Source organism: Paraburkholderia phosphatilytica, from assembly GCF_003443895.1.
Classification (GTDB): domain Bacteria; phylum Pseudomonadota; class Gammaproteobacteria; order Burkholderiales; family Burkholderiaceae; genus Paraburkholderia; species Paraburkholderia phosphatilytica.
This window is the reverse complement of record NZ_QQOA01000042.1, coordinates 21,609-44,887: the sequence shown is the minus strand read 5'-3', so window position 1 is coordinate 44,887 and position 23,279 is coordinate 21,609. Positions and strand designations below refer to the sequence as shown.

At 66.8% G+C, this 23,279-nt stretch carries 21 protein-coding genes; 11 read left to right on the top strand and 10 right to left on the bottom strand.

What is annotated here, in order from left to right; genetic code table 11:
* Nucleotides 1–7 precede the first annotated feature (7 nt).
* Both DVS29_RS30445 and DVS29_RS30440 read right to left on the bottom strand, forming a co-directional pair.
* The gene (locus DVS29_RS30445; RefSeq protein WP_118184242.1) at nucleotides 8–205 is read right to left on the bottom strand and encodes a zf-HC2 domain-containing protein; all 198 of its coding nucleotides are present in this window, start codon (nucleotides 203–205) and stop codon (nucleotides 8–10) included.
* The gene (locus DVS29_RS30440) at nucleotides 192–794 is read right to left on the bottom strand and encodes an RNA polymerase factor sigma-70 (protein WP_118184241.1); all 603 of its coding nucleotides are present in this window, start codon (nucleotides 792–794) and stop codon (nucleotides 192–194) included. Before DVS29_RS30440 ends, DVS29_RS30445 begins: the two co-directional genes overlap by 14 nt.
* A 448-nt stretch (nucleotides 795–1,242) precedes the next feature.
* On the opposite strand from DVS29_RS30440, the gene DVS29_RS37475 reads away from it, so the two are divergent.
* Complete coding sequence (locus DVS29_RS37475) at nucleotides 1,243–1,380, top strand: hypothetical protein (protein WP_164708021.1); 138 nt, start codon at nucleotides 1,243–1,245, stop codon at nucleotides 1,378–1,380.
* A gap of 153 nt (nucleotides 1,381–1,533) precedes the next feature.
* Here the strand turns inward: DVS29_RS37475 and DVS29_RS30435 are convergent, their stop codons facing one another.
* The 3 genes from DVS29_RS30435 to DVS29_RS30425 all read right to left on the bottom strand — a co-directional run bounded on the left by DVS29_RS30435 (nucleotide 1,534) and on the right by DVS29_RS30425 (nucleotide 5,672).
* Nucleotides 1,534–1,812, bottom strand: coding sequence for a hypothetical protein (locus tag DVS29_RS30435; protein ID WP_118184240.1), 279 nt, complete (start codon nucleotides 1,810–1,812; stop codon nucleotides 1,534–1,536).
* A 256-nt stretch (nucleotides 1,813–2,068) separates the two neighbouring features.
* Nucleotides 2,069–3,250, bottom strand: coding sequence for a hypothetical protein (locus DVS29_RS30430; protein WP_118184239.1), 1,182 nt, complete (start codon nucleotides 3,248–3,250; stop codon nucleotides 2,069–2,071).
* Nucleotides 3,251–3,401: 151 nt separating this feature from the next.
* Complete coding sequence (locus DVS29_RS30425; protein ID WP_118184238.1) at nucleotides 3,402–5,672, bottom strand: hybrid sensor histidine kinase/response regulator; 2,271 nt, start codon at nucleotides 5,670–5,672, stop codon at nucleotides 3,402–3,404.
* Nucleotides 5,673–6,330: 658 nt separating this feature from the next.
* Between DVS29_RS30425 and DVS29_RS30420 the strand changes: the two genes are divergently transcribed.
* The 7 genes from DVS29_RS30420 (at nucleotide 6,331) to DVS29_RS30390 (ending at nucleotide 13,372) form a co-directional block, all read left to right on the top strand.
* A complete protein-coding gene (locus DVS29_RS30420) occupies nucleotides 6,331–6,699 on the top strand; it encodes a response regulator (protein ID WP_118184237.1) in 369 nt (122 codons plus the stop codon).
* Nucleotides 6,692–7,315, top strand: coding sequence for a chemotaxis protein CheC (locus DVS29_RS30415; RefSeq protein ID WP_118184236.1), 624 nt, complete (start codon nucleotides 6,692–6,694; stop codon nucleotides 7,313–7,315). Before DVS29_RS30420 ends, DVS29_RS30415 begins: the two co-directional genes overlap by 8 nt.
* A complete protein-coding gene (locus DVS29_RS30410; protein WP_118184235.1) occupies nucleotides 7,312–8,256 on the top strand; it encodes a sensor domain-containing diguanylate cyclase in 945 nt (314 codons plus the stop codon). Before DVS29_RS30415 ends, DVS29_RS30410 begins: the two co-directional genes overlap by 4 nt.
* A 238-nt stretch (nucleotides 8,257–8,494) precedes the next feature.
* Nucleotides 8,495–9,343 (top strand): presqualene diphosphate synthase HpnD, encoded by an 849-nt coding sequence (hpnD, locus tag DVS29_RS30405; RefSeq protein ID WP_118184234.1) that lies wholly within the window; start codon nucleotides 8,495–8,497, stop codon nucleotides 9,341–9,343.
* Nucleotides 9,343–10,617, top strand: a complete 1,275-nt coding sequence (hpnE, locus tag DVS29_RS30400) for a hydroxysqualene dehydroxylase HpnE (RefSeq protein ID WP_118184233.1) — start codon at nucleotides 9,343–9,345, stop codon at nucleotides 10,615–10,617. The genes hpnD and hpnE overlap by 1 nt, the downstream gene beginning before the upstream one ends.
* Entirely contained in the window at nucleotides 10,614–12,647 is a 2,034-nt protein-coding gene (shc, locus tag DVS29_RS30395) for a squalene--hopene cyclase (protein WP_118184232.1), read from the top strand. The genes hpnE and shc overlap by 4 nt, the downstream gene beginning before the upstream one ends.
* A gap of 17 nt (nucleotides 12,648–12,664) precedes the next feature.
* The gene (locus DVS29_RS30390) at nucleotides 12,665–13,372 is read left to right on the top strand and encodes a phosphorylase (protein ID WP_240655862.1); all 708 of its coding nucleotides are present in this window, start codon (nucleotides 12,665–12,667) and stop codon (nucleotides 13,370–13,372) included.
* Nucleotides 13,373–13,402: 30 nt separating this feature from the next.
* Here DVS29_RS30390 and DVS29_RS30385 read toward each other — a convergent pair whose 3' ends face one another.
* Both DVS29_RS30385 and hpnN read right to left on the bottom strand, forming a co-directional pair.
* On the bottom strand, nucleotides 13,403–14,338 hold the full coding sequence (locus DVS29_RS30385) for an MlaA family lipoprotein (protein ID WP_118184230.1): 936 nt from the start codon (nucleotides 14,336–14,338) through the stop codon (nucleotides 13,403–13,405).
* Nucleotides 14,335–16,962, bottom strand: a complete 2,628-nt coding sequence (hpnN, locus tag DVS29_RS30380) for a hopanoid transporter HpnN (protein WP_118184229.1) — start codon at nucleotides 16,960–16,962, stop codon at nucleotides 14,335–14,337. Before hpnN ends, DVS29_RS30385 begins: the two co-directional genes overlap by 4 nt.
* 208 nt (nucleotides 16,963–17,170) lie before the next feature.
* Between hpnN and DVS29_RS30375 the strand changes: the two genes are divergently transcribed.
* Nucleotides 17,171–17,776, top strand: a complete 606-nt coding sequence (locus DVS29_RS30375) for an MlaC/ttg2D family ABC transporter substrate-binding protein (protein WP_118184228.1) — start codon at nucleotides 17,171–17,173, stop codon at nucleotides 17,774–17,776.
* A gap of 177 nt (nucleotides 17,777–17,953) precedes the next feature.
* Here the strand turns inward: DVS29_RS30375 and hpnH are convergent, their stop codons facing one another.
* Together hpnH and ispH are read right to left on the bottom strand one after the other, a co-directional pair.
* Nucleotides 17,954–19,105 (bottom strand): adenosyl-hopene transferase HpnH, encoded by a 1,152-nt coding sequence (hpnH, locus tag DVS29_RS30370; protein WP_118184227.1) that lies wholly within the window; start codon nucleotides 19,103–19,105, stop codon nucleotides 17,954–17,956.
* Between the two features lie 12 nt (nucleotides 19,106–19,117).
* Complete coding sequence (gene ispH, locus DVS29_RS30365) at nucleotides 19,118–20,062, bottom strand: 4-hydroxy-3-methylbut-2-enyl diphosphate reductase (RefSeq protein WP_118184226.1); 945 nt, start codon at nucleotides 20,060–20,062, stop codon at nucleotides 19,118–19,120.
* A gap of 299 nt (nucleotides 20,063–20,361) precedes the next feature.
* On the opposite strand from ispH, the gene hpnC reads away from it, so the two are divergent.
* Together hpnC and DVS29_RS30355 are read left to right on the top strand one after the other, a co-directional pair.
* Entirely contained in the window at nucleotides 20,362–21,228 is an 867-nt protein-coding gene (gene hpnC / locus DVS29_RS30360) for a squalene synthase HpnC (protein ID WP_118184225.1), read from the top strand.
* Nucleotides 21,225–22,430, top strand: coding sequence for a glycosyltransferase (locus tag DVS29_RS30355; RefSeq protein WP_118184224.1), 1,206 nt, complete (start codon nucleotides 21,225–21,227; stop codon nucleotides 22,428–22,430). The genes hpnC and DVS29_RS30355 overlap by 4 nt, the downstream gene beginning before the upstream one ends.
* 93 nt (nucleotides 22,431–22,523) lie before the next feature.
* Here DVS29_RS30355 and DVS29_RS30350 read toward each other — a convergent pair whose 3' ends face one another.
* Complete coding sequence (locus DVS29_RS30350; protein ID WP_118184223.1) at nucleotides 22,524–23,075, bottom strand: hypothetical protein; 552 nt, start codon at nucleotides 23,073–23,075, stop codon at nucleotides 22,524–22,526.
* Nucleotides 23,076–23,279: the final 204 nt, after the last annotated feature.

The window sequence follows — 23,279 nt, the reverse complement described above, 5'->3', positions numbered from 1 at the left end:
AGCACGTTCAGGCGCCGCCATGACCGCCCTCATCAAGTCCGCTCGTCGCGCGCGCGGCGGCGCGCAACAGGCCGATATGCTTCCGATAGTTGCGGCAGCCGCTGCACGCCGGCAGATGGACATGGATCGCGAGCCACTCGCCGGCGCTCAGCCGTCTGTCGAGCGCATCCGACAGCAGGCGCGTCACGTCTTTACATTTCCCCATTCGCATCCTCGCTGGAAAGGCCCTTCTCGCTGAGACAGGTGCGCAGCCGAAGGCGCGCGCGATAGATCAGCACGCTGCAATGATTGGCGGTCAGCTGGAGTTCGGCGCAGATCTCTGCCGTCTCGAGATCGAGGAACTCGCGCATCATGAACACGCGGCCGATGTGCTCGGGCAGATGCCCGAGACACATCTCGAAGAGCGCCCAGAACTGCTGCTGTTGCAGCGCGCTTTCGGGCGTCGGCCAGCGCGTCGGCTTGGCCTCCGGTGTCCAGTGACCATTGGCCTTGAAGAGCGCGCGGTCGAGCGCCGCTTCGTCGTCGAGCTCCGCTTCGAGTGCTGACAGATTGATCGTGCGCTGTCGCGCCCTCAGCGTGTCGACCAGCTTGTGCCGCAGGATGCCGAACACCCACGTCTTGTGCTCTGACTGCCCCTGGAATCGGTCGGACTGCGTCCATGCAGCGGTGAGCGCTTCCTGGACCGCATCTTCGGCGGCCGCGCGGTCGCGCAATTGCAGACGCGCGAATCGCAACAGATCGCGCCGCAGGCCGGCGAGATAGACGGGGTCGTCGAACGAAGCGGAACGATTCATCGGCGGAGGTCGCGGAAGTCGGAAAGCGCCGCGCCGGATGGCGCCGGCGCAGCGGCTGCCACGCTACCACAGCGGAGAACGGTCGAGACATCGATCAGCCAACGCAATCAACGCAATCTGCATTGGTCGGCGGAACGACCCGCAAATGACGGTGAATTCACGACGCACAACCACCGTCCGATTGCCAGCGATGCCGGCAATTTATTATTGCAAAAATCATGAAGATGCTACGCCCGATCAAAGCTAAATGGTTGAAGCGACTCAACCTTGGCCAGATTGATGGCCATCCAAGGTGGCGATTATTGCAATTCGAAAAAGAGTGTTCTAACGCCTTCGCTGTGTTTCCGATCGCCCGGCACCGATAAGCTCCGCGTACCGATCGGTCACACCCTTTCCGCGCGACCTCGTGCCCCGAGGCGGCGCCTCAGCAAAGACAGGAACACACGCCATGAAACGCATGCTCATCGCCGCAAGCGCGGCCGCCTTGATGACCCTTTTCGCCGGTAGCGCCAACGCCGCTACCTCGCAGTCCGCGAACGCATGCCAGGGACCCGCCTCCTGGTGCTCGGTTTTCTTCGGCAATTAAGACAAGGCAGGCAAGGAAGACAAGGCATCGGGAAGCAGACACAAATAGCGGACGTAAATCGCCTTTCTGCGAAGCAGGAGGCATCGCAACGAACGACGCCCATTCGTCTTATCCACAGCCTGACGCACTGCTCAGCGGCGCGACGCGCAAACGTTACGCTTTTCCGCCGCCGTCGAGTCCGCTGCCGGTCTGCCAGACGCGCTTGCCGGCGTCCGACAGTTCGCCGCACGAATGCTTCGGGTCGGGGGCCGTTCCTTCCACGGCCATGCCGCCGCCGGGCTGTTCCTGCGCGCGCTGCCGCTCGTGCCTGCGCGCCGCCACCGCCTCATCGTGCGAGCGGCCCGCGTAGGGCTGGCCTGCGGGGTGTTCGGTGTGGACGGTGGTCTTTTCGTCGGCAGGTTGGGCGGTCGGATGCGAGGGGTCGCGAGCCATGACGGTTCCTCCTGGATGGCATGCGATCGATGTGATCGCGGCATTGAAGCATGCGCAACCGACATGCCCAGGACCTGCAATTGCTGCCGGACAGGCCCGCCCGATGGTTTGCTTGATTGACAAGGCAAAGAGTTGACTTATCCACAAGGTTGTCCAGAGAAATTGTGGATATCTTCGTGCGAGCGCGGGTTATCCACGTCGCGACGTGAATCACCCGCCGCCGGCTTGAACGAGAAGCCGGCGCAAAAGCGAATCCTCAAATGTGGTGATGCCCCGTCACGCGGTCCCAGCCATGCCGCACGGCTGCCTTGAACCGTTCCCACGTATCGCCCGAACGTGATGGCGACGCTTCCCATTCACGCCGCACCTCGGGCTCCACGTCGTCCCATGAACGCTCGCGATAGCGCTCGTCGCGGGCCATGTTTGCGCCATAGTGATAAGCCGGGCGGTAGTCCTCGTATTGCGTATCCACCTGCGCGTACAGGTCGTCGTAGTGGCTGCGGAAATCTTCTTCGTACTCGAGGTATTCGTCCGGCACCGAACTGCCGAAATTCTCGTCCTCGGGCGAAGACGACCACGACGTGCGCAACTGCGCATCGGCCGCGGGTCCACCGTACGACGATGCGCCAGGCATAGCCGCTGCCTCTGCGTCGGAACCCGCAGCGGGTGGCACACGCGCGCTCGTCGCCGCATACCCCGTCGCGCCCGCACCGGCCGCTTCCGCCGGCCGGCTTTCGGCGCCCGCCGTATTCGCCGTCGCCGAGCCCGAATACACGTGCACGGTGGGCGGCCCTTCGGCGCCCATCACGGCGCCGGCACCCGGGGCGCCCGCCGCGGCGATCGCGGCCTGAGTCGCGAGGTCGTCGTTCGGCGCGAAACCGGGCGCGGCAGCAAGGGATGACGGCCGCACTTCGTTGGCGTCCCGCGGGTTCCGCGTCTCGGGCAACGTATCCCGCGCCACCGGCACCTCTTCTTCGCGCTCGCGCAGCACGTCGCGCACGGTCGGCACCGGATTGCCGACGCCCAGTTCGTCGAGCACGGAATGCGCGCGCCGCGCTTCCGGATCGTCCGGCGCTGCATCCCAGCCGGGCTCGCGCTCGCTGATGTCGAGCGCGCCGAGTTCCGCCAGTGCATTGCGAGCCAGTTCCGCATGCGATTCGCTCGCCGCGCGCACGCAGACGAGCACCGCGCCGCGCCGCACCGCTTCCGTGTAGCGCTCCATGTCCATCGCACCGCGGCTCGACGTGAACAGACCCGACAGGAACCGTTCGATGCTCGCCAGCACGCCCGGCGGGTGGCTGACGGTGGTATCGGCGGTGGGTTCGGGCTGCGCCTGGAGTTCGATATCGGTGGGCGCAAAGCCGGAGCGGACCAGCGTATTGCGCGCTTCTTCCGCCTGACCATAGGTATCGAACAGGGCAACGATGGTGTGTCGCATGGCTGTCTCCCGATGTTCTCGATCGATGCGAACGCGCGGCACGCCGCCGCGCTTTCGTGACAGGAAACAGGAGCGCAACCTTCGTGCCGCGACCTGGAAACGGCACCGCGCTCCAGCGTCAATCCAGCTCAGGCACCAGATCCGCCGCCTGTCACCCCGCCGAATCCGCGTGCTGCAGATCCTGCTGGATGGTCTGCAGGATGCGGTCGAGCAACGCGATATCGAACGGTTTTGCGAGCACGCGCACGTCGACCTGCCGCGCGCGGTCCAGCTCCTCTGCGTACCCGGTGACGAGAATCACCGGCAGCTTCGGCTCGAAGCCGCGCACCGCTTCGGCGAGATCGATGCCGTTCAGCTTGCCCGGCATGTGGATGTCGGAGATCACGAGATCGAACGGCAACGGCTCGCCGGCCTCCGTGAACCGCGTGCGCGCGGCGTCGATCAGGCGCAGCGCCGTGTCCGCGTTGAATGCGCAGCTCACGCTGTGGCCCATCATCTGCAGCAGGGCTTCGGTACCGGCCGCGACCTCGTCGTTGTCTTCGACGAGCAGGATGCGCAGCCCCTGCGGCGCGGCCAGTTCCTCGACGCGCTTCGGCTCCTCCGTCTGTTCCTGCGGCGGCGTCGCGCTGACGCGCGGCAGGTACAGGCACACCGAGGTGCCGGCGCCGATCGCGCTGTCGATCGTCGCGAGGCCGCCGGAGCGCTCGCAGAACGCGAATACCTGCGGCAGACCGAGCCCCGTGCCCATGCCGGACGGCTTGGTGGTGAAGAGCGGTTCGAACGCGCGCGCCAGCACATCGGGCGGCATGCCGACGCCGGTATCTTCGAGCGTCATCTGCACGAAGTCGCCGGTCAGCGGGAAGCCGTCTTCGTGGCGGAACGTGATGTTGCCGGCGCGCACGGTGAAGCGGCCGCCGCTCGGCATCGCGTCGCGCGCATTGACGGCGATGTTGATCAGCGCGAGCTCGAGCTCGGCGACGTCGACGCGCATCGGCCAGATGTCGTCGCCGACGTCCATCACGAGCGACACCTTCGCGCCGAGCGACGCGCGCAGCAGCTCGCGGCACGACGCGAGCCAGCGGTGCACGTACAGCGTCTCGCTGCGCAGCGGCTGCTTGCGCGCGACGCCGAGCAGCTGGCGCGTGAGCGACTGGCCGCCTTTCAGCGCGCGCTCGATCGCGGAGAGTTCGCGATCGAGCCCGAGCGCGCCGCGCCGCCGCGCGATCTGCACGTTCGACGACACGATCATCAGCAGATTGTTGAAGTCGTGCGCGACGCTGCCGACCAGGTTGCCGAGCGCCTCCATCTTGCGCGACTGCCGGTACGCCGATTCGATCGAGCGGCGCATCGACGCTTCGGCCTGCCAGCGCTCCCACGCTTCCTCCTCGGCGGCGAGACGTTTGAGCGACAGCCAGATCACGCACCACAGCACGATGGATGGCGTGAACATCGACAGGATCAGCACGCTCAGATGGCGATACCAGCCCGCCCAGATCGCCGACGTGCGGTAGCCGCACGACACGTACACCGGGTACGAACCGACGCGTCGATACGCGAGGATCAGGTTGTCGTTGGCGAGGTCGGAGTGCATCCGCACGACGCCGCCGCGCTGGCCGTTCTCGAGCGCTTCGGTGAAGGGCGTGTGCGGCGTGACGGCATCGGGCTCGTTGGGGCCGCCGCCCGGGTAGCGCGCGAGCATCGCGCCGTCGCTGCGTGTGAGCCCCATCACCATCGGCGTGTCTTCGCCGCCCAGCAGCTCGCGGTAGAACGCGCTGAAGTAGCCGGGCCGCAGCGCGACGGACACCACGCCGTCGAAGCCATTGTCCGGGTCGCGGCGCGCGATGCCCGTGTTGAACACGCGTTCACCCGCCACGTGCCCGACCATCACTTTCGATACGTGATCGAGCGCGCGGCCCGCGCGGATGCCGGTGAAGTCTTCGCGGGTCGCGATCGACACGTCCGGCACCGGATAGAAGCGGCTGCTCGCGAGCAGCTTGCCGTCGCGGCTGAAGATCGACACCGCCGCGACCTGCGGGTAGCCGCCGCCCATCGTGCGCAGCTTGGCGTGGATCTCGGGCTCGCTCGCCTCGATGCCGTCGTCGTCGAGGCCGGACACGAGGTCGACGATCTGCGCGTCGAGCGTTTCGTTCATGTCGAACACTTTCAGCGCGTGCTCTTCCGCGACGCGCACGGTGCGCAGCGTGATGTCGGTCGCGTCGGCCTCGCGGTTGCGCAGATCGTTGTACGCCATGATCGCGACGTAGACGAACGGCAGCACGATCGCCGCGATCAGGAGGCCGATCAGCGTCACGCGCCGGACGGCGAAGTTGTGCTCCGGAACCGCGGGGTAGACGCCGTCGTCCTCCCGGTCAGCGGAGACAGGGTGGCTTGCCGGGGGCGGGTCCGTCCGTTCAGTGGTCATGGTGGGTGCCCGGGGAAAGCATTGTTGCCAGTTCGTCCTTGCGATCATAAGCGTAGATGAGCGGGGCTCGCGCACCCCAGACGATTGTGCGGATCGCAATTTAATGCACGTTGAATCAGACGCGTAACGGATGGTGAAAATCCCTGTCCCGACGCCAAAACAGCGACGAATTTCGAAGCGCAAACGTACACAAAAGTACAGATTTCTTGCCGTTCGTGTTTTGCGAACTGGAACATTTCAACTTTTGGCAGGTTATCAGAGGAATTTATCGGTACATTCGATTTTGTCGGGTTGCCTTTTCGCTGGTTTGCTTCGAGAATTTCGGCCATTCACAAATTATGATGCGTCCGCTCACGCTCGGACGTCACTGTCGCGAGGGCCAGCCGGAAGCGCATGCAATGCGCGCCGGTGGGCGTTCGCAATCCACGCGCGACGCCATGGCCATCCGCCGTTCGCCGCGCCGGCCAACTACGGGGAAGGCTGACCATGCCGGACATCGCCGTCGTTCAACGCGTCACGCGAGGTCGCCTTTGCGCTGCCGAGCCCGCGTTCGTCCTGCGCACCGCACGCTCCCTCCCGCACCGTTCCGTGGCATCCGCCACGCCGCGCCCGCATCGGCGCGTCGGCCGCTAACCGCTTCCTGCAATCGAAATACGCCATGCCGCTGCCCATCGTGATCGCCGACGACTCCCTGCTTGCCCGCAAGGTGCTGACCAAGGCGCTGCCCGCGGACTGGGACGTCGAGATCTCGTATGCATCGAACGGCGCCGAGGCGCTGGCGCTGTATCGCGAAGGCAAAGCCGCCGTGATGTTCCTCGACCTGACGATGCCGGACATGACCGGCTACCAGGTGCTCGAGGCGCTGCAGGAGGCGGACCTCAACACCTTCGTGATCGTCGTGTCCGCCGACGTGCAGCCGATGGCGCAGTCGCGCGTGCGCGCGATGGGCGCGATCGCGTTCATCGCGAAGCCGGTGACGCCGGAAGCGCTGCGGCCGGTCCTGAAGGAGTACGGTTTGTATGACTGAGCCTGCCCTGAGCGAAGACCGGCGCGACGCGCTGCAGGAAATCGCGAACCTCGCGATGGGCCAGGCCGCGCGCCGGCTCGCGCTGCTGCTCGACGCGTTCATCGAGCTGTCGGTGCCGCGCGTGCGCGTCGTCGCGGCGAACCAGGCGGCTGCCGTGCTGCGCGACATGACCGGCATCAGCGAGCCGATCATGGCGGTGCGCCAGGGCTTTCGCTCGGACATCAAGGGCGAGGCGATCGTCCTGTGCCGCAGCAGCGGCGTCGAGCAGCTGTGCGCGCTCGTCAACGATCCGTATCCCGGCTCCGCGTACGAATCGACCGGCCAGCAGGAACTCGTGTTCGACATCGCGAACGTGCTGACCGGCGCGTGCGTGTCGTGCATCTTCGAGCAGCTCGGCCGCACGCCGGTGTTCTCCGCGCCGGGCCTGCTCGGTACCGCGATGCCGATCGAGGACGTGTTCCAGGCGAGCACGGTCGCATGGGCGACGACGCTCCTCGTCGAAGTCAATTTCGCGCTGGAGGACCGGACCTTCCGCGCGCATCTGGTGATGCTGATGGCCGAGGATTCGATCCGCCGGATCGGCGAAGCCCTCGATTCGTTGCTGTCGAGCCTATGAGCGACGTGATCGCCGGTCTCTCGCTCTCCGACCTCGTCGTCGAACGGGTGGGCTTCGGCATCTTCGTGCTCGACCGCGACATGAACGTGCTGATGTGGAATCGCTTCATGCAGGACCACAGCGGGCTGTCGGAAGAGCGCGTGGTGGGCAGCTCGATCTTCGCGAGCTTTCCGGAGCTGCCGCGCGTGTGGCTCACGCGCAAGCTCGAAAGCGTGTTCCAGCTCGGCAGTTTCGCGTTCAGCTCGTGGGAACAGCGCCCGTACCTGTTCAAGTTCGATCACGACCGGCCGATCACGGGCGGCGTCGACTACATGCAGCAGGACCTCACGTTCATGCCGCTCACGCGCAACCGTGAAGTCGTCGCGGTATGCGTGACGATCAGCGACGTGACGCACGTCAGCATCATGCAGCGCGAGCGGGAAGAGGCGGTCGCGAAGCTGCAGGAGTACGCGGACCGCGACGGCCTGACCGGCATCGCGAACCGCCGCTACTTCGAGATGCGCCTGCGCGACGAATACACGCGCTGGCAGCGCTACGGCGGCGATCTGTCGGTGCTGCTGTTCGATCTCGACCACTTCAAGCGCATCAACGACCAGTTCGGGCACATGGTGGGTGATGCGGTGCTGCGCGTGATGGCGCAGCGTGTCGCCGCGACGGTGCGCGCGCAGGACGTGTTCGGCCGCTTCGGCGGCGAGGAATTCGCGCTGCTGCTGCCGTGCACGCCGCTTGCCGACGCGATGTGCGTCGCCGAGAAAATCCGTCACGCGATCGCCGATGCGCCGGTCGACGTGCAGGGCGTGCAGGTGCCGGTGACGGCGAGCGTCGGCGGGGCCTCCGCGCGCGTGGGCGTGTCCGCCTACGAGGCGCTGATCAACGAGGCTGATGCCGCGCTCTACAGCGCAAAACGGCAGGGGCGCAATCGCTCGGTCGCGTTCTCGTAGCCGCCCTCTGGCGCCGCCGCGGACCTATCGGGGAGCCTTTCTGCGGCGTAATCCAAAGATTGTTATACTTTTTGCCGTTTTCTGGCCCCAGGGCCGGTTCCGGGATCGTCGACGCCTGCCCGGGCACCTCGCGAGCCCGCGAATCTTTCGCGCGTGTCCGCGCGCGCGGGCGGCTTGCCCTTGCGGGTAGGCATGACTTCTTGATCGCCCCGTTGCGGGTTCCTCAGCGGAGATCGTCTTGGCCGTTTCCAACCTCGTCGTGGACGATACACAGACCGATGCGGCTGCCGTCACTTCGGGCAGCTCGTTCTACCTCGCGATGCGTATCCTGCCGGCTGCGCAGCGCGACGCGATGTACCAGGTGTACGCGTTCTGCCGCGCGGTCGACGACATCGCCGACAGCTCGCTGCCGCGCGCCGAGCGCGCCGCGCAGCTGGAGCGCTGGCGCGCCGACATCGACGACTGCTACGCCGGCCAGCCGCGCGACTCGCTGCGGGCGCTGACGCGCCACATTCACACGTTCCACCTGCGGCGCGAAGACTTCCACGAGATGATCAACGGCATGGCGATGGATGCCGCCGCGGACATCTGCGCGCCGGACGAAGCGACGCTCGATCTGTACTGCGATCGCGTCGCGAGCGCGGCGGGCCGGCTGTCGGTGAGAATTTTCGGGATGCCCGAGGGCCCGGGCCACGACCTGGCGCACCATCTGGGCCGCGCGCTGCAGCTGACCAACATCCTGCGCGACATCGACGAAGACGCGGAAATCAACCGCTGCTATCTGCCGTACGAACTGCTCGCGAAGGAAGGGATCGCGACGTCGAGCCCGGCGTCGGTCGTCGACGATGCGTCGCTGCCGCGCGTGTGCAATGCGCTCGCCGAGCGCGCGAAGCTGCATTTCGCGAAGGCCGATGCGATCATGGACGCATCGCCGCGCCAGCAGGTGCGCGCGCCGCGCATCATGTCCGGCGTCTACCGGTGTCTGCTCGACCGCACGGTCGAGCGCGGCTTCGACATTCCTCGCACGAAGGTCAGCAAGCCGAAGGCGAAGCTGCTCTGGATCGTCGCCCGCTACGCGTTTTTCTGATGCAGACGCTTGTTCACGTGATCGGCGGGGGCCTCGCGGGTCTCGCCGCCGCGGTGCAATTGCAGCGGCGCGGCGCGCGGGTCGCGCTGCATGAAGCGACGGACCAGGTGGGCGGACGCTGCCGCTCGTACTACGACCGCACGCTCAACGCGACGATCGATTCCGGCAACCACCTCGTGCTGTCCGGTTACCGCGCGACGCTGAACTATCTGCGCGCGGTGGGCGCGAGCGACGAACTGGTCGGCCCGGTCGAGCCCGAGCTGCCGTTTTTCGATCTCGCGACGCAGACGGGCTGGAACGTGCGGCCTTCGGCCGGCTATGTGCCGTGGTGGATCTTCAACCGCGGCGCGCGGGTGCCCGGCACGCAGCCCACAGACTACCTGGCGCTCGCGTCGCTGCTGTTCGCGAAACCGGGGCGCACGATCGCGCGGAGCATGCGCTGCGACGGCGCGGTGTGGGACCAGCTGCTGCGGCCGCTGTTGCGCGCGGTGATGAACGTCGAACCCGCCGATGCCAGCGCGGAGCTTGCGTGCGCGCTCGCGCGCGAGACGTTTTTCGCCGGCGGCCAGGCGTGCCGGCCGCTGGTCGCGCGCAACGGCCTTGGCAGCGCGTTCGTCGATCCGGCGCTGCGGCTGTTGCAGCATGGCGGTACGACGATCCGGCTCGGTTCGCGCCTGCGCGCGATGGTGTTCGACGATGCGACGTGCCGCGTCATCGGCCTCGCGTTCGGCGACGTGCCGCAGCCCACGCCGCTCGCGGGTGACGAAGCCGTGGTGCTTGCCGTGCCCGGCGACGTCGCGGCGACGCTGGTGCCCGGCCTGCTGGCGCCGCGGCAACATAAAGCCATCGCGACGATCCATTTCGCGATCGACCCGCCGCTGGGCTTCGCGCCGATCACGTTCCTCGTGAACGGCACGGCCGAGCGGCTGCACGCGCACGACGGACGCCTGTCGGTCACCGTCGGCGATGCCGCGCGCTGGCTCGGCCAGCCCGGCGAGGCGCTTGTGCGCGCAACGTGGAGCGAGGTCGCACGCGCGACCGGCCTGGCGGCCGAGCCGCTGCCGGCGTGGACGCTCGACGTCGAACCCCGTGCGACGTTCGCCGCGCTTCCGGACGAAGAACTGCGCCGTCCGGGCACGCGAACGCGCTGGACCAATCTGACGATCGCGGGCGACTGGACGGCCACCGGCCTGCCCGCCACGATCGAAGGCGCGATCCGCTCCGGCCAGCAGGCCGCGGACGTGCTGCTGAACGAAACGATGGAAAGCCGATGAACGATCTGACTGAAGGCGTGGCGCCAGCTGGCGCGATCACTGAAACCGAAGCCGCGGCGCCTGCCGCAGCGTCGCTGTTGCCCGCTGGCGAAGCCGCCACGACCGCCGCGCTCGAACAATCGGTGCTGCGCGCCACCGACGCGATCCTCGCCGACCAGCACGCCGACGGCCACTGGCTCTACGAGCTCGAAGCCGACGCGACGATTCCGGCCGAGTACGTGCTGCTCGTCCACTACCTCGGCGAGAAAGCGAACCTCGAGCTCGAGCAGAAGATCGCGCGCTATCTGCGGCGCATCCAGCTGCCCGGCGGCGGCTGGCCGCTTTTCACCGATGGCGCGATGGACATCAGCGCGAGCGTGAAGGCGTACTTCGCGCTGAAGATGATCGGCGACGCGGAAGACACCGAGCACATGCTTCGTGCGCGCGACGCGATCCTCGCCGCGGGCGGCGCCGAAGGGGCGAACGTGTTCACGCGCATCCTGCTCGCGCTGTTCGGCGTCGTCACGTGGTACGCAGTGCCGATGATGCCGGTCGAGATCATGATGCTGCCGCAGTGGTTCCCGTTCCACCTGTCGAAGGTGTCGTACTGGGCGCGCACGGTGATCGTGCCGCTGCTCGTGCTGAACGCGAAACGGCCGGTCGCGCGCAATCCGCGCGGCGTGCGGATCGACGAGCTGTTCCGCGGCGCGCCGGTCACCGTCGGTCCCGCGCCGAAGGCGCCGCATCAGTCGCAGGGCTGGTTCACATTGTTCCGCTGCGTCGACGCGGTGCTGCGCACGGTGGATGGCCTGTTCCCGAAGCACATCCGCCAGCGCTCGATCGATCAGGCGGTGAAGTTCGTCAACGAACGGCTGAACGGCGAAGACGGCCTCGGCGCGATTTTCCCGGCGATGGCGAACTCCGTGATGATGTACGACGTGCTCGGCTTTCCTCCCGATCATCCGAACCGCGCGATCGCGCGGCAGTCGGTGGAGAAGCTGCTCGTGATTCACGAAGACGAAGCGTATTGCCAGCCGTGCCTGTCGCCGGTGTGGGACACCTCGCTCGTCGCGCACGCGCTGCTCGAAACCGGCGACTCGCGCGCGGAAGCGGCGGTGGAACGCGCGCTCGAATGGCTGCGGCCGCTGCAGATTCTCGACGTGCGCGGCGACTGGATCTCGCGCCGCGCGAACGTGCGGCCGGGCGGCTGGGCGTTCCAGTTCGCGAACCCGCATTACCCGGACGTCGACGATACGGCCGTCGTGGCGTTGGCGATGAACCGTCAGTCGTGGGGCACGAAGTCGAACGCCGATAACCAGCCGATCGCGCGGGCGCGCGAGTGGGTGGTCGGCATGCAGAGCAGCGACGGCGGCTGGGGCGCCTTCGAACCGGAAAACACGCAGTACTACCTGAACAACATCCCGTTCTCCGATCACGGCGCGCTGCTCGATCCGCCCACCGCGGATGTCTCCGGCCGGTGTCTGTCGATGCTCGCGCAGCTCGGCGAGCTGCCCGCCAGCAGCGAACCGGCGCGCCGCGCGTACGACTATCTGCTGGCCGAGCAGGAAGCGGACGGCAGCTGGTATGGCCGCTGGGGCATGAACTACATCTACGGCACGTGGACGGTGCTGTGCGCGCTCAACGCGGCGGGCATGCCGCACGACGATCCGTGCTTCCGCCGCGCGGCGCAATGGCTCGTGTCGATCCAGAACGAAGACGGCGGCTGGGGCGAAGACGGCACCAGCTACAAGCTCGACTACCGCGGCTACGAACGCGCGACGAGCACAGCGTCGCAGACGGCGTGGGCGCTGATCGGCCTGATGGCCGTGGGCGAGGTGAATCATCCGGCGGTCGCGCGCGGCATCGAATGGCTGATCCGCGAGCAGCGCGAGCACGGCCTGTGGGACGAAACGCGCTTCACCGCGACCGGCTTCCCGCGCGTGTTCTATCTGCGCTACCACGGCTATCGCAAGTTCTTCCCGCTGTGGGCGCTCGCCCGCTACCGCAACCTGAAACGCGACGGCGAAACGCGCGTGATGGTCGGCATGTGATGACGGCGCGCGACGCGATGACGCTTGCTCCCACCGCCGCCACATTGCCGGTGATCGTCGTTAGCGGGATGGCGTTCGAGGCGCGCATTGCGCGCGGTCACGGCGTCGAGACGGTGTATGCGTCGCGCGGCGACCTGCTGGAGCGCGCGCTGAGCGACGCGGTGGCGCGCGGCGCGAGCGGCATCCTGAGCTTCGGCACGGCGGGCGGTCTCGCGCCGGCGCTGGAGCCCGGAACGATCGTCGTCGCGGAAGCGGTCGATGGACCGTTCGGCCGGCTCGATACCGACGCGGAATGGACCGAGCGCATCGAGGCCGCGCTCGCCGCGTCGCCGCTCGCGGCGAAGCTGCAGATCGGCGTGCAGGCGGCAGTGAGCGCGCCGCTCGTCGACGCGCAGGACAAGGCCGCGCTGCATCGCGCGTCGGGCGCGCTTGCGGTGGATATGGAATCGCATCTGGCCGGTGCGATCGCGAAGTCGCGTGGGTTGCCGTTCGCGGTGTGCCGCGCGATCGTCGATCCGGCTTCGCTCACATTGCCATCGGCCGCCACGGCCGGTTTCGGCGAAGACGGCAAGACGGCCATCGGGCCGATCCTGCGTGAGCTGCTGCGGCAGCCCTCGCAACTGGGTGCGCTGCTGCGGCTGGCGGGCGATGCGAAGGCGGCGAAAGCGTCGCTGGTGCAGGCCCGTCACGCGATGGAACACGCTGGCGCGCTGCGGCCCAGCTGACGCTCCGCCTTACCTCGACAACAGGCGGCGTTACTTGCCCGCGGTACCCGCTGCGCTGGCCGGTGAAGGGCTGCTCGCGCCGGGATCGGTGTAATTCGGCAGCCCGTTCGATGTGCTGCCCGCAGGCGCCGCTCCGCTATCGCCCGGGTCCGTATAGTTCGGCAGACCATTCGACGACCCCGACGGCTCGTGCGACCCGTTCGCGCCGCCCGGCGCCGGCGTGGTCGAGCCCGGCGTGGCCGCGCCCGGATCGCCGTAGTTCGGCAGCGGCACGTTGTTGTTGTTCGTCGTCGAGCCTTGCTGGAGTCTTGCGCGCCGTTGCTGCGTGTACGCGTCGCGCACGAACGAATACGGATCGAGCGCCGCGGTCTGCAGCAGATCGGTCGCGCCCAGCATGTCCGCGCGCGCGCTGATGAACTGCAGCGCCCACAATGGATAGCTCGCCGAATTGTCGAGGTAATTCATCGGATTGAAGCGCACGTCCACCGCGAGCCCGGTCGCGTCGCGGAACGAGCTCGGACCGAAGAACGGTAGCACCAGATACGGCCCCGAGGGCATGCCCCAACGGCCGAGCGTCAGGCCGAAGTCCTGCTTGTGCTTCGGCAGACCGGCGGGCGTCGCGAAGTCGATCAGGCCGCCGATACCGAACACCGTGTTCATCGCGACGCGCATCAGGTCTTCGGTCGCGTCGGTGATCTTCAGCTGCAGCAGGTTGTTCGCGAAGTTGTCAAGGTCGCCGATGTTCGAGAAGAAGTTGTCGACGGCCGTGCGGACCGGCTGCGGCGTGACCTTCTGGTAGCCCTTCGCGATCGGCTTCGCAACGGTGCGGTCGAGCGCGTCGTTGAACTTGTAGATCGTGCGGTTCATCGGCTCGAGCGGATCGCCCGGCGTCCGGTTCGGTCCGGTGGCACAGCCGCTCATGAGGCCCGCGGCGACCAGTGCCAGCGGGGCGATTCGCATCTTCATCCGTCGATCCCCTGCCTTTCTTTCGTCTTGCGCTTCACGCGCGGTTTGCCCATCAGTACCGGCTGGAACACGACCGCTCCGGTCAGCGTGCACGCCAGCGACAGCGCCAGCAGCCGTCCCATGCTCGACGTGCCCGGATGGTGCGACAGCCACAGGCTGCCGAACGCGGTCGCAGTGGTCGCGGCGCTGAACATCACGGCGTGCGTGAGGCTCGATTGCAGCAGGCCGGTCTGGCCGTTGCGCCACGCCATCACGAAGTAGATCTTGAACGCGACCCCCACGCCGAGCATTAGCGGCAACGCGATGATATTCGCGAAGTTGAGCGGCATGCCGAACACGACGCATAGTTCCAGCGTCACGACCGCCGACACCAGCAGCGGAATCATCGTACGCAACACGTCGCCGAAGCGGCGCAGCGTGATCCACAGCAGGATCGTGATCGACAGCACCGCCCAGCACGCGGCCTGCAGGAACGCCTTGATGATCGTATCAGCGGAATGCAGGATCGAGATCGGTCCGCCGATCGCACCGGGCTCCGCCGCCTTCACCGCGTGCGCGAAGCGGGCCAGCATGGTGTCGTCGTTCGGATCGACGCCCGGCGGCACCTTCGGCGCGATATCGACCTGCGCCTGGCCGTTCGGCGCGACCCAGTCGCGCACGATCGCGGGCGGCAGGTTGTCGCGCGTGATGCTGGCCGGCTGCAGCAGCGCCGCGAGCTGCGCGAGTGCGAGCTTCAGCGTGTCGGACATCGCCGTTTCCGCGCGATCGCGCGTGGCTGCGTCGGCGGCGGCCAGCTTGCGCAGCGTGTTCGACAGATGCGTCGCTTCGGCGGCGCCCGCACCTGGATGATCCTCCGAAGCGAGCTCGAGCGCATTCGCCGCGCGCTTCAGCGCCGCGACGCGAACCGTATCCGTTGCGGGCGGCGCCGCGGGCTGCGTGAGCACCGGCAGCAGTTGCTGCGCGGCCGCCGAAATCAGCTGCAGCTTCTGCGGCTGGTCGGGTGGAATGAAGGTGGACAGCGTCGTGATACGGCCAACTTCCGGCAGCTTCGCGAGCTTCGCCTTGATCGCATCGGCCTCGGCAAGCGACGGCGCGAGCGTATGCACGTTGTTCACCGCCGCCTCGGGCGAATCCTTCAGCGACAGCAGCGTCGCCATCGATTCCGTATGTGGGTCCTTCAGATGCAGCGGGTTGAAGTCGAAGCGCAGATGCGTGAGGAGCGGCAGCGCGCCGACCACGATCACGAGCGTCGCGATCAGCACCGGCTTGCGGTTGCGGTCCAGGTAATCGTCGACGGGCGCTAGGCGCTTGAAGCCGGGCGGCTCGGGCTCGCCGGGCGGCGCGAACAGCTTCAGCAGCGCCGGCAGCAGCGTCATGTTCGTGAGGTACGCGACGAACATGCCGACGCCCGCGATCTGGCCGAGTTCCGACACGCCGCGATAGGCGGTCGGCAGGAACGAGAAGAAGCTCTCGGCCACCGCGATCGCCGCGAGCGTCAGCGGCACGCCGATGCTGCGCGCGGTGTTCAGCAGCGCGACGTCGAGCCGGTCGTCGCGAAAGCGCTCCTCGCGATACTTCACGCCGAACTGCACGCCGAAATCCACCCCGAGCCCGACGAACAGCACCATGAACGCCACCGAGATCATGTTTAGCGCGCTCACCATCATCAGGCCGAGCGCCGCCGTGATCGCGAGCCCGACGAACAGCGTGATGAACACCGCGACGATCATCCGGCCCGAGCGCAGCGCGAGCCACAAGATCACCAGCACGACGATGAACGTGCCGATGCCGTTCAATGTGGCGCCATCTTCGACGGACGCGAATTCCTCGTCGGCGAGCGGCTGTTCGCCGGTGAGCCGGATCGTCGCGCCGTAGCGCGCGTCCAGATGCAGCCGCGCGGCGGCGTCGCGGATGGCCTGCGAGGCGCCTGCGCCTGCCGAGATCGCTTCGTAGTTGAGCACCGGCTGCACGGTGATGAACGCGCGCGCCGGATTGGTCGCGACGTCCTTGTCGACCAGCGCGCGCCACGAGAACGCGGCGGGCTTGCTGGCGAGCACGGCGTCGAGCGTCGTCGCGCTGCGGCCGAGCAGCTCGGCCATGTCGGGCAGCTTGATCTGGCCGCTCTGCAACGGCAGCAGCAGGCTCGTGGTCAGCGTGCCGGCGAGGCCCGTCAGGCTCGGATCGTGCGCGAGCTGGTTGACGAGCGGCTTGGCCTGCACGAGCTGCGCGGTGGTGCTCATTACGTCGTCGAGCGGCGCGAACAGCAGCGCGTTGCGCTCGAAGAACGCGCCGCCTGCCGGCTGCGAAACCGACGTGAACGCACGCGTGTCCTTCTGCAATTCGGCGGTCAGCGCGTTCGCGGCCGCATCGGCGAATTCGGGTGCATGCGCTTCCACCACGACGAGCGTGGTCTGGCCTTGCTGCGGGAACGCGGCGTCCATCGCGTGATCGAGCGTCGCCCACTGCCTGTCCGACTCGATCAGGTTGGCGATGTCGGTGTTGATCTTGAAGTGGTGGACCACGTAGTTGCCGGACAGCACGGCGAGCAGCAGCGAAACGACGACCACCCAGAGCGGGTAGCGTACCGATATGGCGACAAGGCGAATGATGTATGGCTTGAGCATGAACGCGGGACGAGCCCTGTGCCGGAAGGCGTAAGTGGTGCGTAAGTGACGGAAGGGCACAAGTATACCGACGCCGCGTCCCGCCTCGCCGGTCGGGCTGCGGTTGCCGCTGCTGCCTTGGCGGGGGGCGTCGGGACGATGCCGGTATACTGGTCCTTCGCTGTGCCGCCTGGTGGCGGCGCCATCGAACTTCTGGGTGCTTTCGCGTATGAAACGTTATTTCTCTGCTTTTATCGCCGCCGCGGTCGTATCGACCGCAGCATTCGCACAATCCGCGCCCGATGCGGTCGTGAAGAACGCGGTCGAGGGCACGGTCAACGCGATGAAAGCCGATCCGCAGGCGCGCGGCGGCGACATGGCGAAGATCACCCAGGTCGTGCAGACGCACTTCCTGCCGGCTACGGATTTCCAGCGCACCACGCGCATCGCCGTCGGCAAGGCGTGGTCGCAAGCCACGCCGGACCAGCAGAAGCAGCTTTACGACCAGTTCACGCTGCTGCTCACGCATACCTATGCGGTGTCGCTGTCGCAGCTGCGCGATCAGGCCGTCACGTTCAAGTTCGGCGCGACGTCGGCCGGCGGGAACGCGAACGATGCGGTCGTGCAGTCGCACGTGCTGAGCCGCAACAACGACGATTCGGTCGACTACCGCCTCACCAGGGGTCCGTCGGGCTGGAAGATCTACGACATCAACATGTCGGGCGCGTGGCTGATCCAGGTTTATCAGACCCAGTTCGCCGAGCAGATCAACAAGGGCGGGATCGACGCTCTGATCAAGTATCTGACGAACCACAACCAGCTCACGGCCGACTGACCCGGCCGACACCGTCGGCGTAAAGCTAAACGAAAGGGCGCAGCGGCCATGACCGTTGCGCCCTTTTTTACCCGGGTCGCCATGTAAAAACGCGCCGGTCGGAGCGACGCGGCGCGTTCATGAGCAATCGAGCGGCAATCAAATGTGCTGGCGCGAAGCCAGCACAAGTTCGCCCTCTCAGTGCGCCGAAACCGTGGCCGGCTTCTTCGACGAAGCGGCGTGCTTGATTTCCTCGAGCTTGATTTCGACGTGGCGCGAGAACACGTAGTCGGCCGGGCGTTGCTTGTCGAGCGGAATGTCGCGCGCGAACGCGCCTTCCGTTTTTGCGCCGCGGATCGCGACCTTCAGCGCCTTCAGCGGATGCGAGACGGTGTCCATCACGGCGGTGGCCTCGAAGCCGCAGTGGACCATGCAGTCCGCGCACTTCTCGTAGTTGCCGGTGCCGTACTTCTCCCACTCGGTGGTTTCCATCAGCTCCTTGAAGGTTTTCACATAGCCTTCGCCGACCAGATAGCACGGCTTCTGCCAGCCGAACACCGTGCGCGCCGGGTTGCCCCACGGCGTGCATTCGTAGGTCTGGTTGCCGGCCAGGAAGTCGAGGAACAGGCTCGACTGGCTGAACGACCACTTCTTGCCGTTGTCGCCGCGCTTGAAGATCTCGCGGAACAGCTGCTTCGTCTTGTCGCGGTTCAGGAAGTGCTGCTGGTCCGGCGCGCGTTCGTACGCGTAGCCGGGCGACACGGTGATGCCGTCCACGCCGATCGGGCCGACCGTGTCGAAGAACGCGGCCACGCGTTCCGGCACCGCGTCGTTGAACAGCGTGCAGTTGATGTTGACGCGGAAGCCGCGGCGCTTCGCTTCCTTGATCGCGGCGACGGCCTTGTCGTAGGTGCCGTCCTGCGACACCGAGTGATCGTGCATCTCCTTGTCGCCGTCGAGGTGCACCGACCAGACGAAGTACGGGCTCGGCTCGTAGTCGTCCATCTTCTTTTCCATCAGGAGCGCGTTCGTGCACAGGTACACGAACTTCTTGCGCGCCATGATGCCCTTCACGATCTGCGGCATTTCCTTGTGCAGCAGCGGCTCGCCACCGGCGATCGACACCACCGGCGCGCCGCATTCGTCGACGGCTTCGAGGCACTCGGCGAGCGACAGACGCTGGTTCAGGATCGGATCCGGATAGTCGATCTTGCCGCAGCCGTTGCACGCGAGGTTGCAGCGGAACAGCGGCTCGAGCATCAGTGCGAGCGGATAGCGCTTGTTGCCTTTCATGTGCTGGCGCGTGATGTAGGCGCCAACCCGGACCTTCTGTAGCAGCGGAATAGACAAGACGTGTCCTCCTTAAACTTCGCGAGCCGCGAGCGCTTGCATCAGCTTCGACGGCAGCTTGAATTCGACCTTCTCTTCACGTCCGGTCATCGTCGTCACTTCGACGGGACCGAGTGCGCGCAGCGCATTAATGACGTGTTCGACCATTTCTTCGGGCGCCGACGCGCCGGCCGTGATACCGACCGTGTGCGCATTGGCAAACCATTCGCCCTTCACTTCCGAGCCATCCGCCACGAGGTAGCTCGGCACCCCGGTTTCGCTGCCGATCTCGCGCAGACGGTTCGAGTTCGAGCTGTTCGTCGCGCCGACCACCAGCAGCACGTCGACCTGCGCGCTCAGTTCGCGCACGGCGGCCTGGCGATTCTGCGTGGCGTAGCAGATGTCGCGCGTATCCGGACCGACGATGTCCGTGAACTTCGCCAGCAGCGCATCGATGATGCCACGCGTGTCGTCCACCGAAAGGGTAGTTTGCGTGACATACGCGAGCGGCGCGTCCAGCGGCAGATCGAGCTTCGCGACGTCGGCCTCGCTCTGCACGAGCATCACCTTGCCGGGAATCTGGCCGATCGTGCCTTCCACTTCCGGATGGCCCGCGTGGCCGATCAGGATCAGCGTACGGCCAGCCGCGACGTACTGACGGCCCTGTACATGCACCTTCGTGACGAGCGGGCAGGTAGCGTCCAGCACGTCCAGATTGCGTTGCTCCGCGGCGCGTTCGACCGTCTGCGCGACGCCGTGCGCGCTGAAGATGGTGACAGCGCCCGCGGGCACCTCGTCCAGCTCTTCGACGAAACGCGCGCCCTTCTGGCGCAGGTTCTCGACGACGTGCCGGTTGTGAACGATTTCGTGGCGCACGTACACGGGAGCGCCGTGCTGCTGCAACGCGCGATCGACGATCTCGATCGCGCGGACCACCCCCGCACAAAAGCCGCGGGGTTGAGCAAGGATGACTCGCATAGGCTGGCGAACTCCACTGACGCGGGTCCGAATCAAGCCGGAAAAAACGACCGAATCGCCGCGATCATCATATTTAAAACCAAGGCCGATACGCTTCGATATCCAGCCGGCACTGCGAAACCAGGTGCGCATTCTAACGCTATCGACGCGCCTTTGCTTTACAGCCATACCACGGCTCGTAACGAGTTCTTGCATTAATGCAGTCTGCAACGCGTGTTTTGAACCCTTAAAATGTCTGGCCCTGCCTTGATGGCTTACACCTGCATTACGAAGCGATCCGAGAACCCGAGACCTCGCGCATGGAAGTCGACCACTACGAGACGCTGCCGGTCGCGCCCGCCCTGTTGCCACGGGCGCTGCGCGCGCCGTTCGGCGTGATCTACCACGTCACGCGGACGGCGAACGACATCGTCGACGAAGGCGACTGGAGCCCGGCCGCGCGCCACGCGAGCCTCGCGGATCTGCGCGCGGGTCTCGATGCGGTGGCCGCGGGTGAGCCCGCGCCCGTGCATCCGCTGCTGTTCGAGCGGCTCGCCGGCGTCGTCGCGCAATATCAATTGCCGCTCGAGCCGTTTCACGAGCTGATTGCCGCGTGCGAACAGGACATCGACGTGCATCGTTATGCCGAGCGGCCGGCGCTGTACGAGTACTGCCGTCACGCGGCGAATCCGGTCGGGCGCCTGACGCTGCATCTGTTCGGTCTCGCGACGCCGGAAAATCTTGCCGACTCTGACGCAATCTGCACCGGCCTGCAACTGGTCAATTTCTGGCAGGACGTCGCGCAGGACTGGCAGCGCGGACGCCTGTACATTCCGCAGGCCGACCTCGCGCGCTTCGGCGTGAGCGAGACGGCGATCGCGCGCGGCAAGGTGGACGATGCGTGGCGCGCGCTGATGCGCCACGAGGTGGCCGTCGCGCGGGAACTGCTGGTGCGCGGCGCGCCGCTCGCGCGGCGTTTTCCGGGCCGCTTCGGCCTGCAACTCTGTGGCGTCGTGCATGGCGGTCTGCGCATCCTCGAGCGCATCGAGAAAGCCGGCTACGACGTGTTCCGGCAGCGCCCTGCGCTCGACCTGCCGGACTGGTGCATCGTCGCGGCCCGAACTGTTGCAATGTGGCTGTCTGGGCGCGTGGGCGTGCGCGCGCCATCCATCGAAGGAAGTGCATGAAGGCTCTGGAGTTCGATCTCGTGTTTCTGCTGTCGTGTCTGTCGCTGTTGATCTGGGGCGTGCTGCTGTTCGCGCGCGGGGGCTTCTGGCGCACCCGTCCCGCGCCGCCGCTCGCTGTGCCGGCGCGTGACAACGTACGCGCGGACGCAAACCCGTGGCCCGCGGTGGTCGCCGTGGTGCCGGCGCGCAACGAGGCCGACATGATCGCAGAGGCCGTCACGACGCTGTTGCAGCAGGACTACGCGGGCGGGTTCCACGTGATCGTCGTCGACGATCACAGCACCGACGGCACCGCCGATGCCGCGCGCGCTGCCGCGCTGCAACTGCAATGCCCCGACCGCCTGACGGTGCTGACGGCGAAGCCGCTGCCGGCCGGCTGGTCGGGCAAGGTCTGGGCACAGTCGCAGGGCATCGAGGCGGTCCGCACGCTCGGCCTGCCCGCCGACTTCCTGCTCCTGACCGACGCCGACATCGGCCATCCGGCGGATGCGGTCACGCAGCTCGTGGTGCGAGCGGAAAGCGAAGCGCGCGATCTCGTCTCGCTGATGGTGCGGCTGCGCTGCGACTCGTTCTGGGAAAAGGCGCTGATTCCGGCGTTCGTGTTCTTCTTCGCGAAGCTCTATCCGTTCGCGTGGGTGAACCAGCCGCGCAACCGCACGGCCGCGGCAGCCGGCGGCTGCATGCTGGTGCGCCGCACGGCGCTGGAAGAAGCGGGCGGAATCGAAGCGATCCGCGGTGCGCTGATCGACGACTGCACGCTCGCGGCGCTCATCAAGCACCGCGGCGAAGGCCGCCATCCGATCCGGCTCGATGTGGCGGCGCGCAGCGTGTCGCTGCGCCCGTACGACAGCTGGAAGGAGATCTGGAACATGATCGCGCGCACCGCGTTCACGCAGCTGCGCTACTCGCCGCTGCTGCTGCTCGGCACGCTGCTCGGCATGACGATCATCTATCTGTTGCCGCCCGTCGCGGCGCTCGCCGCGGGTCCGCGCGACTGGCCCGCGTGGCTCGCCTGGGCGGCGATGTGCGTCGCGTACGCGCCGATGCTGCAGTACTACCGGCGCTCGCCGCTGTGGGCGCCGTTCCTGCCGCTCATCGCGCTGTTCTACGTCAGCGCGACGATCGGCTCGGCGGTGCGGTACTGGAGCGGCAAGGGCGGCCAGTGGAAGGCGCGCGTGCAGGCGCCGGTGCAGGAGCGTTGAAGCGGCGTTGAAGCGGACAGGGCAGTAGTGTTCGCCTGAGCGGTTGGCGTGGCTTTGATCGAGCGGCTGGCCGCACCGCTTTTCACATGCGGCTCAACCCTGCGTCAACAGCAGATGCAACTGAACCGCGATATCCGGCGAGAACGTGAACGGCACCCAGCCGTGGCCCGTGTGCCGCATCACCAGCAGACGGTCGCCATTCGACTGCTTTTGCACCGCCATCATCGGATTTTTCGTCGACACGAAGCGCCAGCCCTGCGGAAGATTCGGCGGCGGCTCGGGCGTCATCGACGCGCGCGCGTTCGCCAGCTCTTCGATCAGCTGACCGATCTGCAGCGTGTTCAGCGACACCGTCTGGTCGCCGATCGTCATCGTGATTTCGTTCTGGCTCGGGCGCGCGAGTCTCAGCGCGGGCTTCTCCTGCGCGGCGGCATTGGCTTCCGCATCCGCTTGCTCGGCTTGCGGCGCGTGCTGATCGTGCTGCTCCGGCGCGGCGTTGTCCGGCGACGCGCCGGTGCCGGCTACGGCATCGTCTGCCGGCTGCGCGGCTGCATCCGGTGCGGGGCGTAGCGCGAGCACTTCGACGGTGCGAATGAGCTGATCGACCCCGACGTCGAGCGCGCCTATCTGTTCCTGAAGATTCATACGGCGGTTTCTCTGATAAGACCCGCGATTTTACCCGCTACACGTCCGCGCGAACCCGTCGCGTCGTTGCGGACGTTGTAACAAAGTGCGTGCAAACAGCGCCGCTTCGAGCGAGTGGCGCAGCAGCGATCGCTGCGTCTGCCAGACCCTCGGCGATCACGCTTTTTTGAGATTAGGACTGTGCTGATGGGACCGACCTTCCCA

Excerpts from the sequence above, each read along its gene's own strand:
- hpnE (WP_118184233.1), top strand. The coding sequence starts at position 9,343 with ATGCAGACGCTTGTTCACGTGATCGGCGGGGGCCTCGCGGGTCTCGCC.
- DVS29_RS30390 (WP_240655862.1), top strand. The coding sequence starts at position 12,665 with ATGACGCTTGCTCCCACCGCCGCCACATTGCCGGTGATCGTCGTTAGC.
- hpnC (WP_118184225.1), top strand. The coding sequence starts at position 20,362 with ATGGAAGTCGACCACTACGAGACGCTGCCGGTCGCGCCCGCCCTGTTG.
- DVS29_RS30415 (WP_118184236.1), top strand. The coding sequence starts at position 6,692 with ATGACTGAGCCTGCCCTGAGCGAAGACCGGCGCGACGCGCTGCAGGAA.
- DVS29_RS30350 (WP_118184223.1), bottom strand. The coding sequence starts at position 23,075 with ATGAATCTTCAGGAACAGATAGGCGCGCTCGACGTCGGGGTCGATCAG.
- DVS29_RS30410 (WP_118184235.1), top strand. The coding sequence starts at position 7,312 with ATGAGCGACGTGATCGCCGGTCTCTCGCTCTCCGACCTCGTCGTCGAA.
- DVS29_RS30355 (WP_118184224.1), top strand. The coding sequence starts at position 21,225 with ATGAAGGCTCTGGAGTTCGATCTCGTGTTTCTGCTGTCGTGTCTGTCG.
- ispH (WP_118184226.1), bottom strand. The coding sequence starts at position 20,062 with ATGCGAGTCATCCTTGCTCAACCCCGCGGCTTTTGTGCGGGGGTGGTC.
- DVS29_RS30425 (WP_118184238.1), bottom strand. The coding sequence starts at position 5,672 with ATGACCACTGAACGGACGGACCCGCCCCCGGCAAGCCACCCTGTCTCC.
- DVS29_RS30420 (WP_118184237.1), top strand. The coding sequence starts at position 6,331 with ATGCCGCTGCCCATCGTGATCGCCGACGACTCCCTGCTTGCCCGCAAG.
- DVS29_RS30430 (WP_118184239.1), bottom strand. The coding sequence starts at position 3,250 with ATGCGACACACCATCGTTGCCCTGTTCGATACCTATGGTCAGGCGGAA.
- DVS29_RS30445 (WP_118184242.1), bottom strand. The coding sequence starts at position 205 with ATGGGGAAATGTAAAGACGTGACGCGCCTGCTGTCGGATGCGCTCGAC.
- DVS29_RS37475 (WP_164708021.1), top strand. The coding sequence starts at position 1,243 with ATGAAACGCATGCTCATCGCCGCAAGCGCGGCCGCCTTGATGACCCTT.
- DVS29_RS30440 (WP_118184241.1), bottom strand. The coding sequence starts at position 794 with ATGAATCGTTCCGCTTCGTTCGACGACCCCGTCTATCTCGCCGGCCTG.
- DVS29_RS30385 (WP_118184230.1), bottom strand. The coding sequence starts at position 14,338 with ATGAAGATGCGAATCGCCCCGCTGGCACTGGTCGCCGCGGGCCTCATG.
- DVS29_RS30435 (WP_118184240.1), bottom strand. The coding sequence starts at position 1,812 with ATGGCTCGCGACCCCTCGCATCCGACCGCCCAACCTGCCGACGAAAAG.
- DVS29_RS30375 (WP_118184228.1), top strand. The coding sequence starts at position 17,171 with ATGAAACGTTATTTCTCTGCTTTTATCGCCGCCGCGGTCGTATCGACC.
- hpnN (WP_118184229.1), bottom strand. The coding sequence starts at position 16,962 with ATGCTCAAGCCATACATCATTCGCCTTGTCGCCATATCGGTACGCTAC.
- shc (WP_118184232.1), top strand. The coding sequence starts at position 10,614 with ATGAACGATCTGACTGAAGGCGTGGCGCCAGCTGGCGCGATCACTGAA.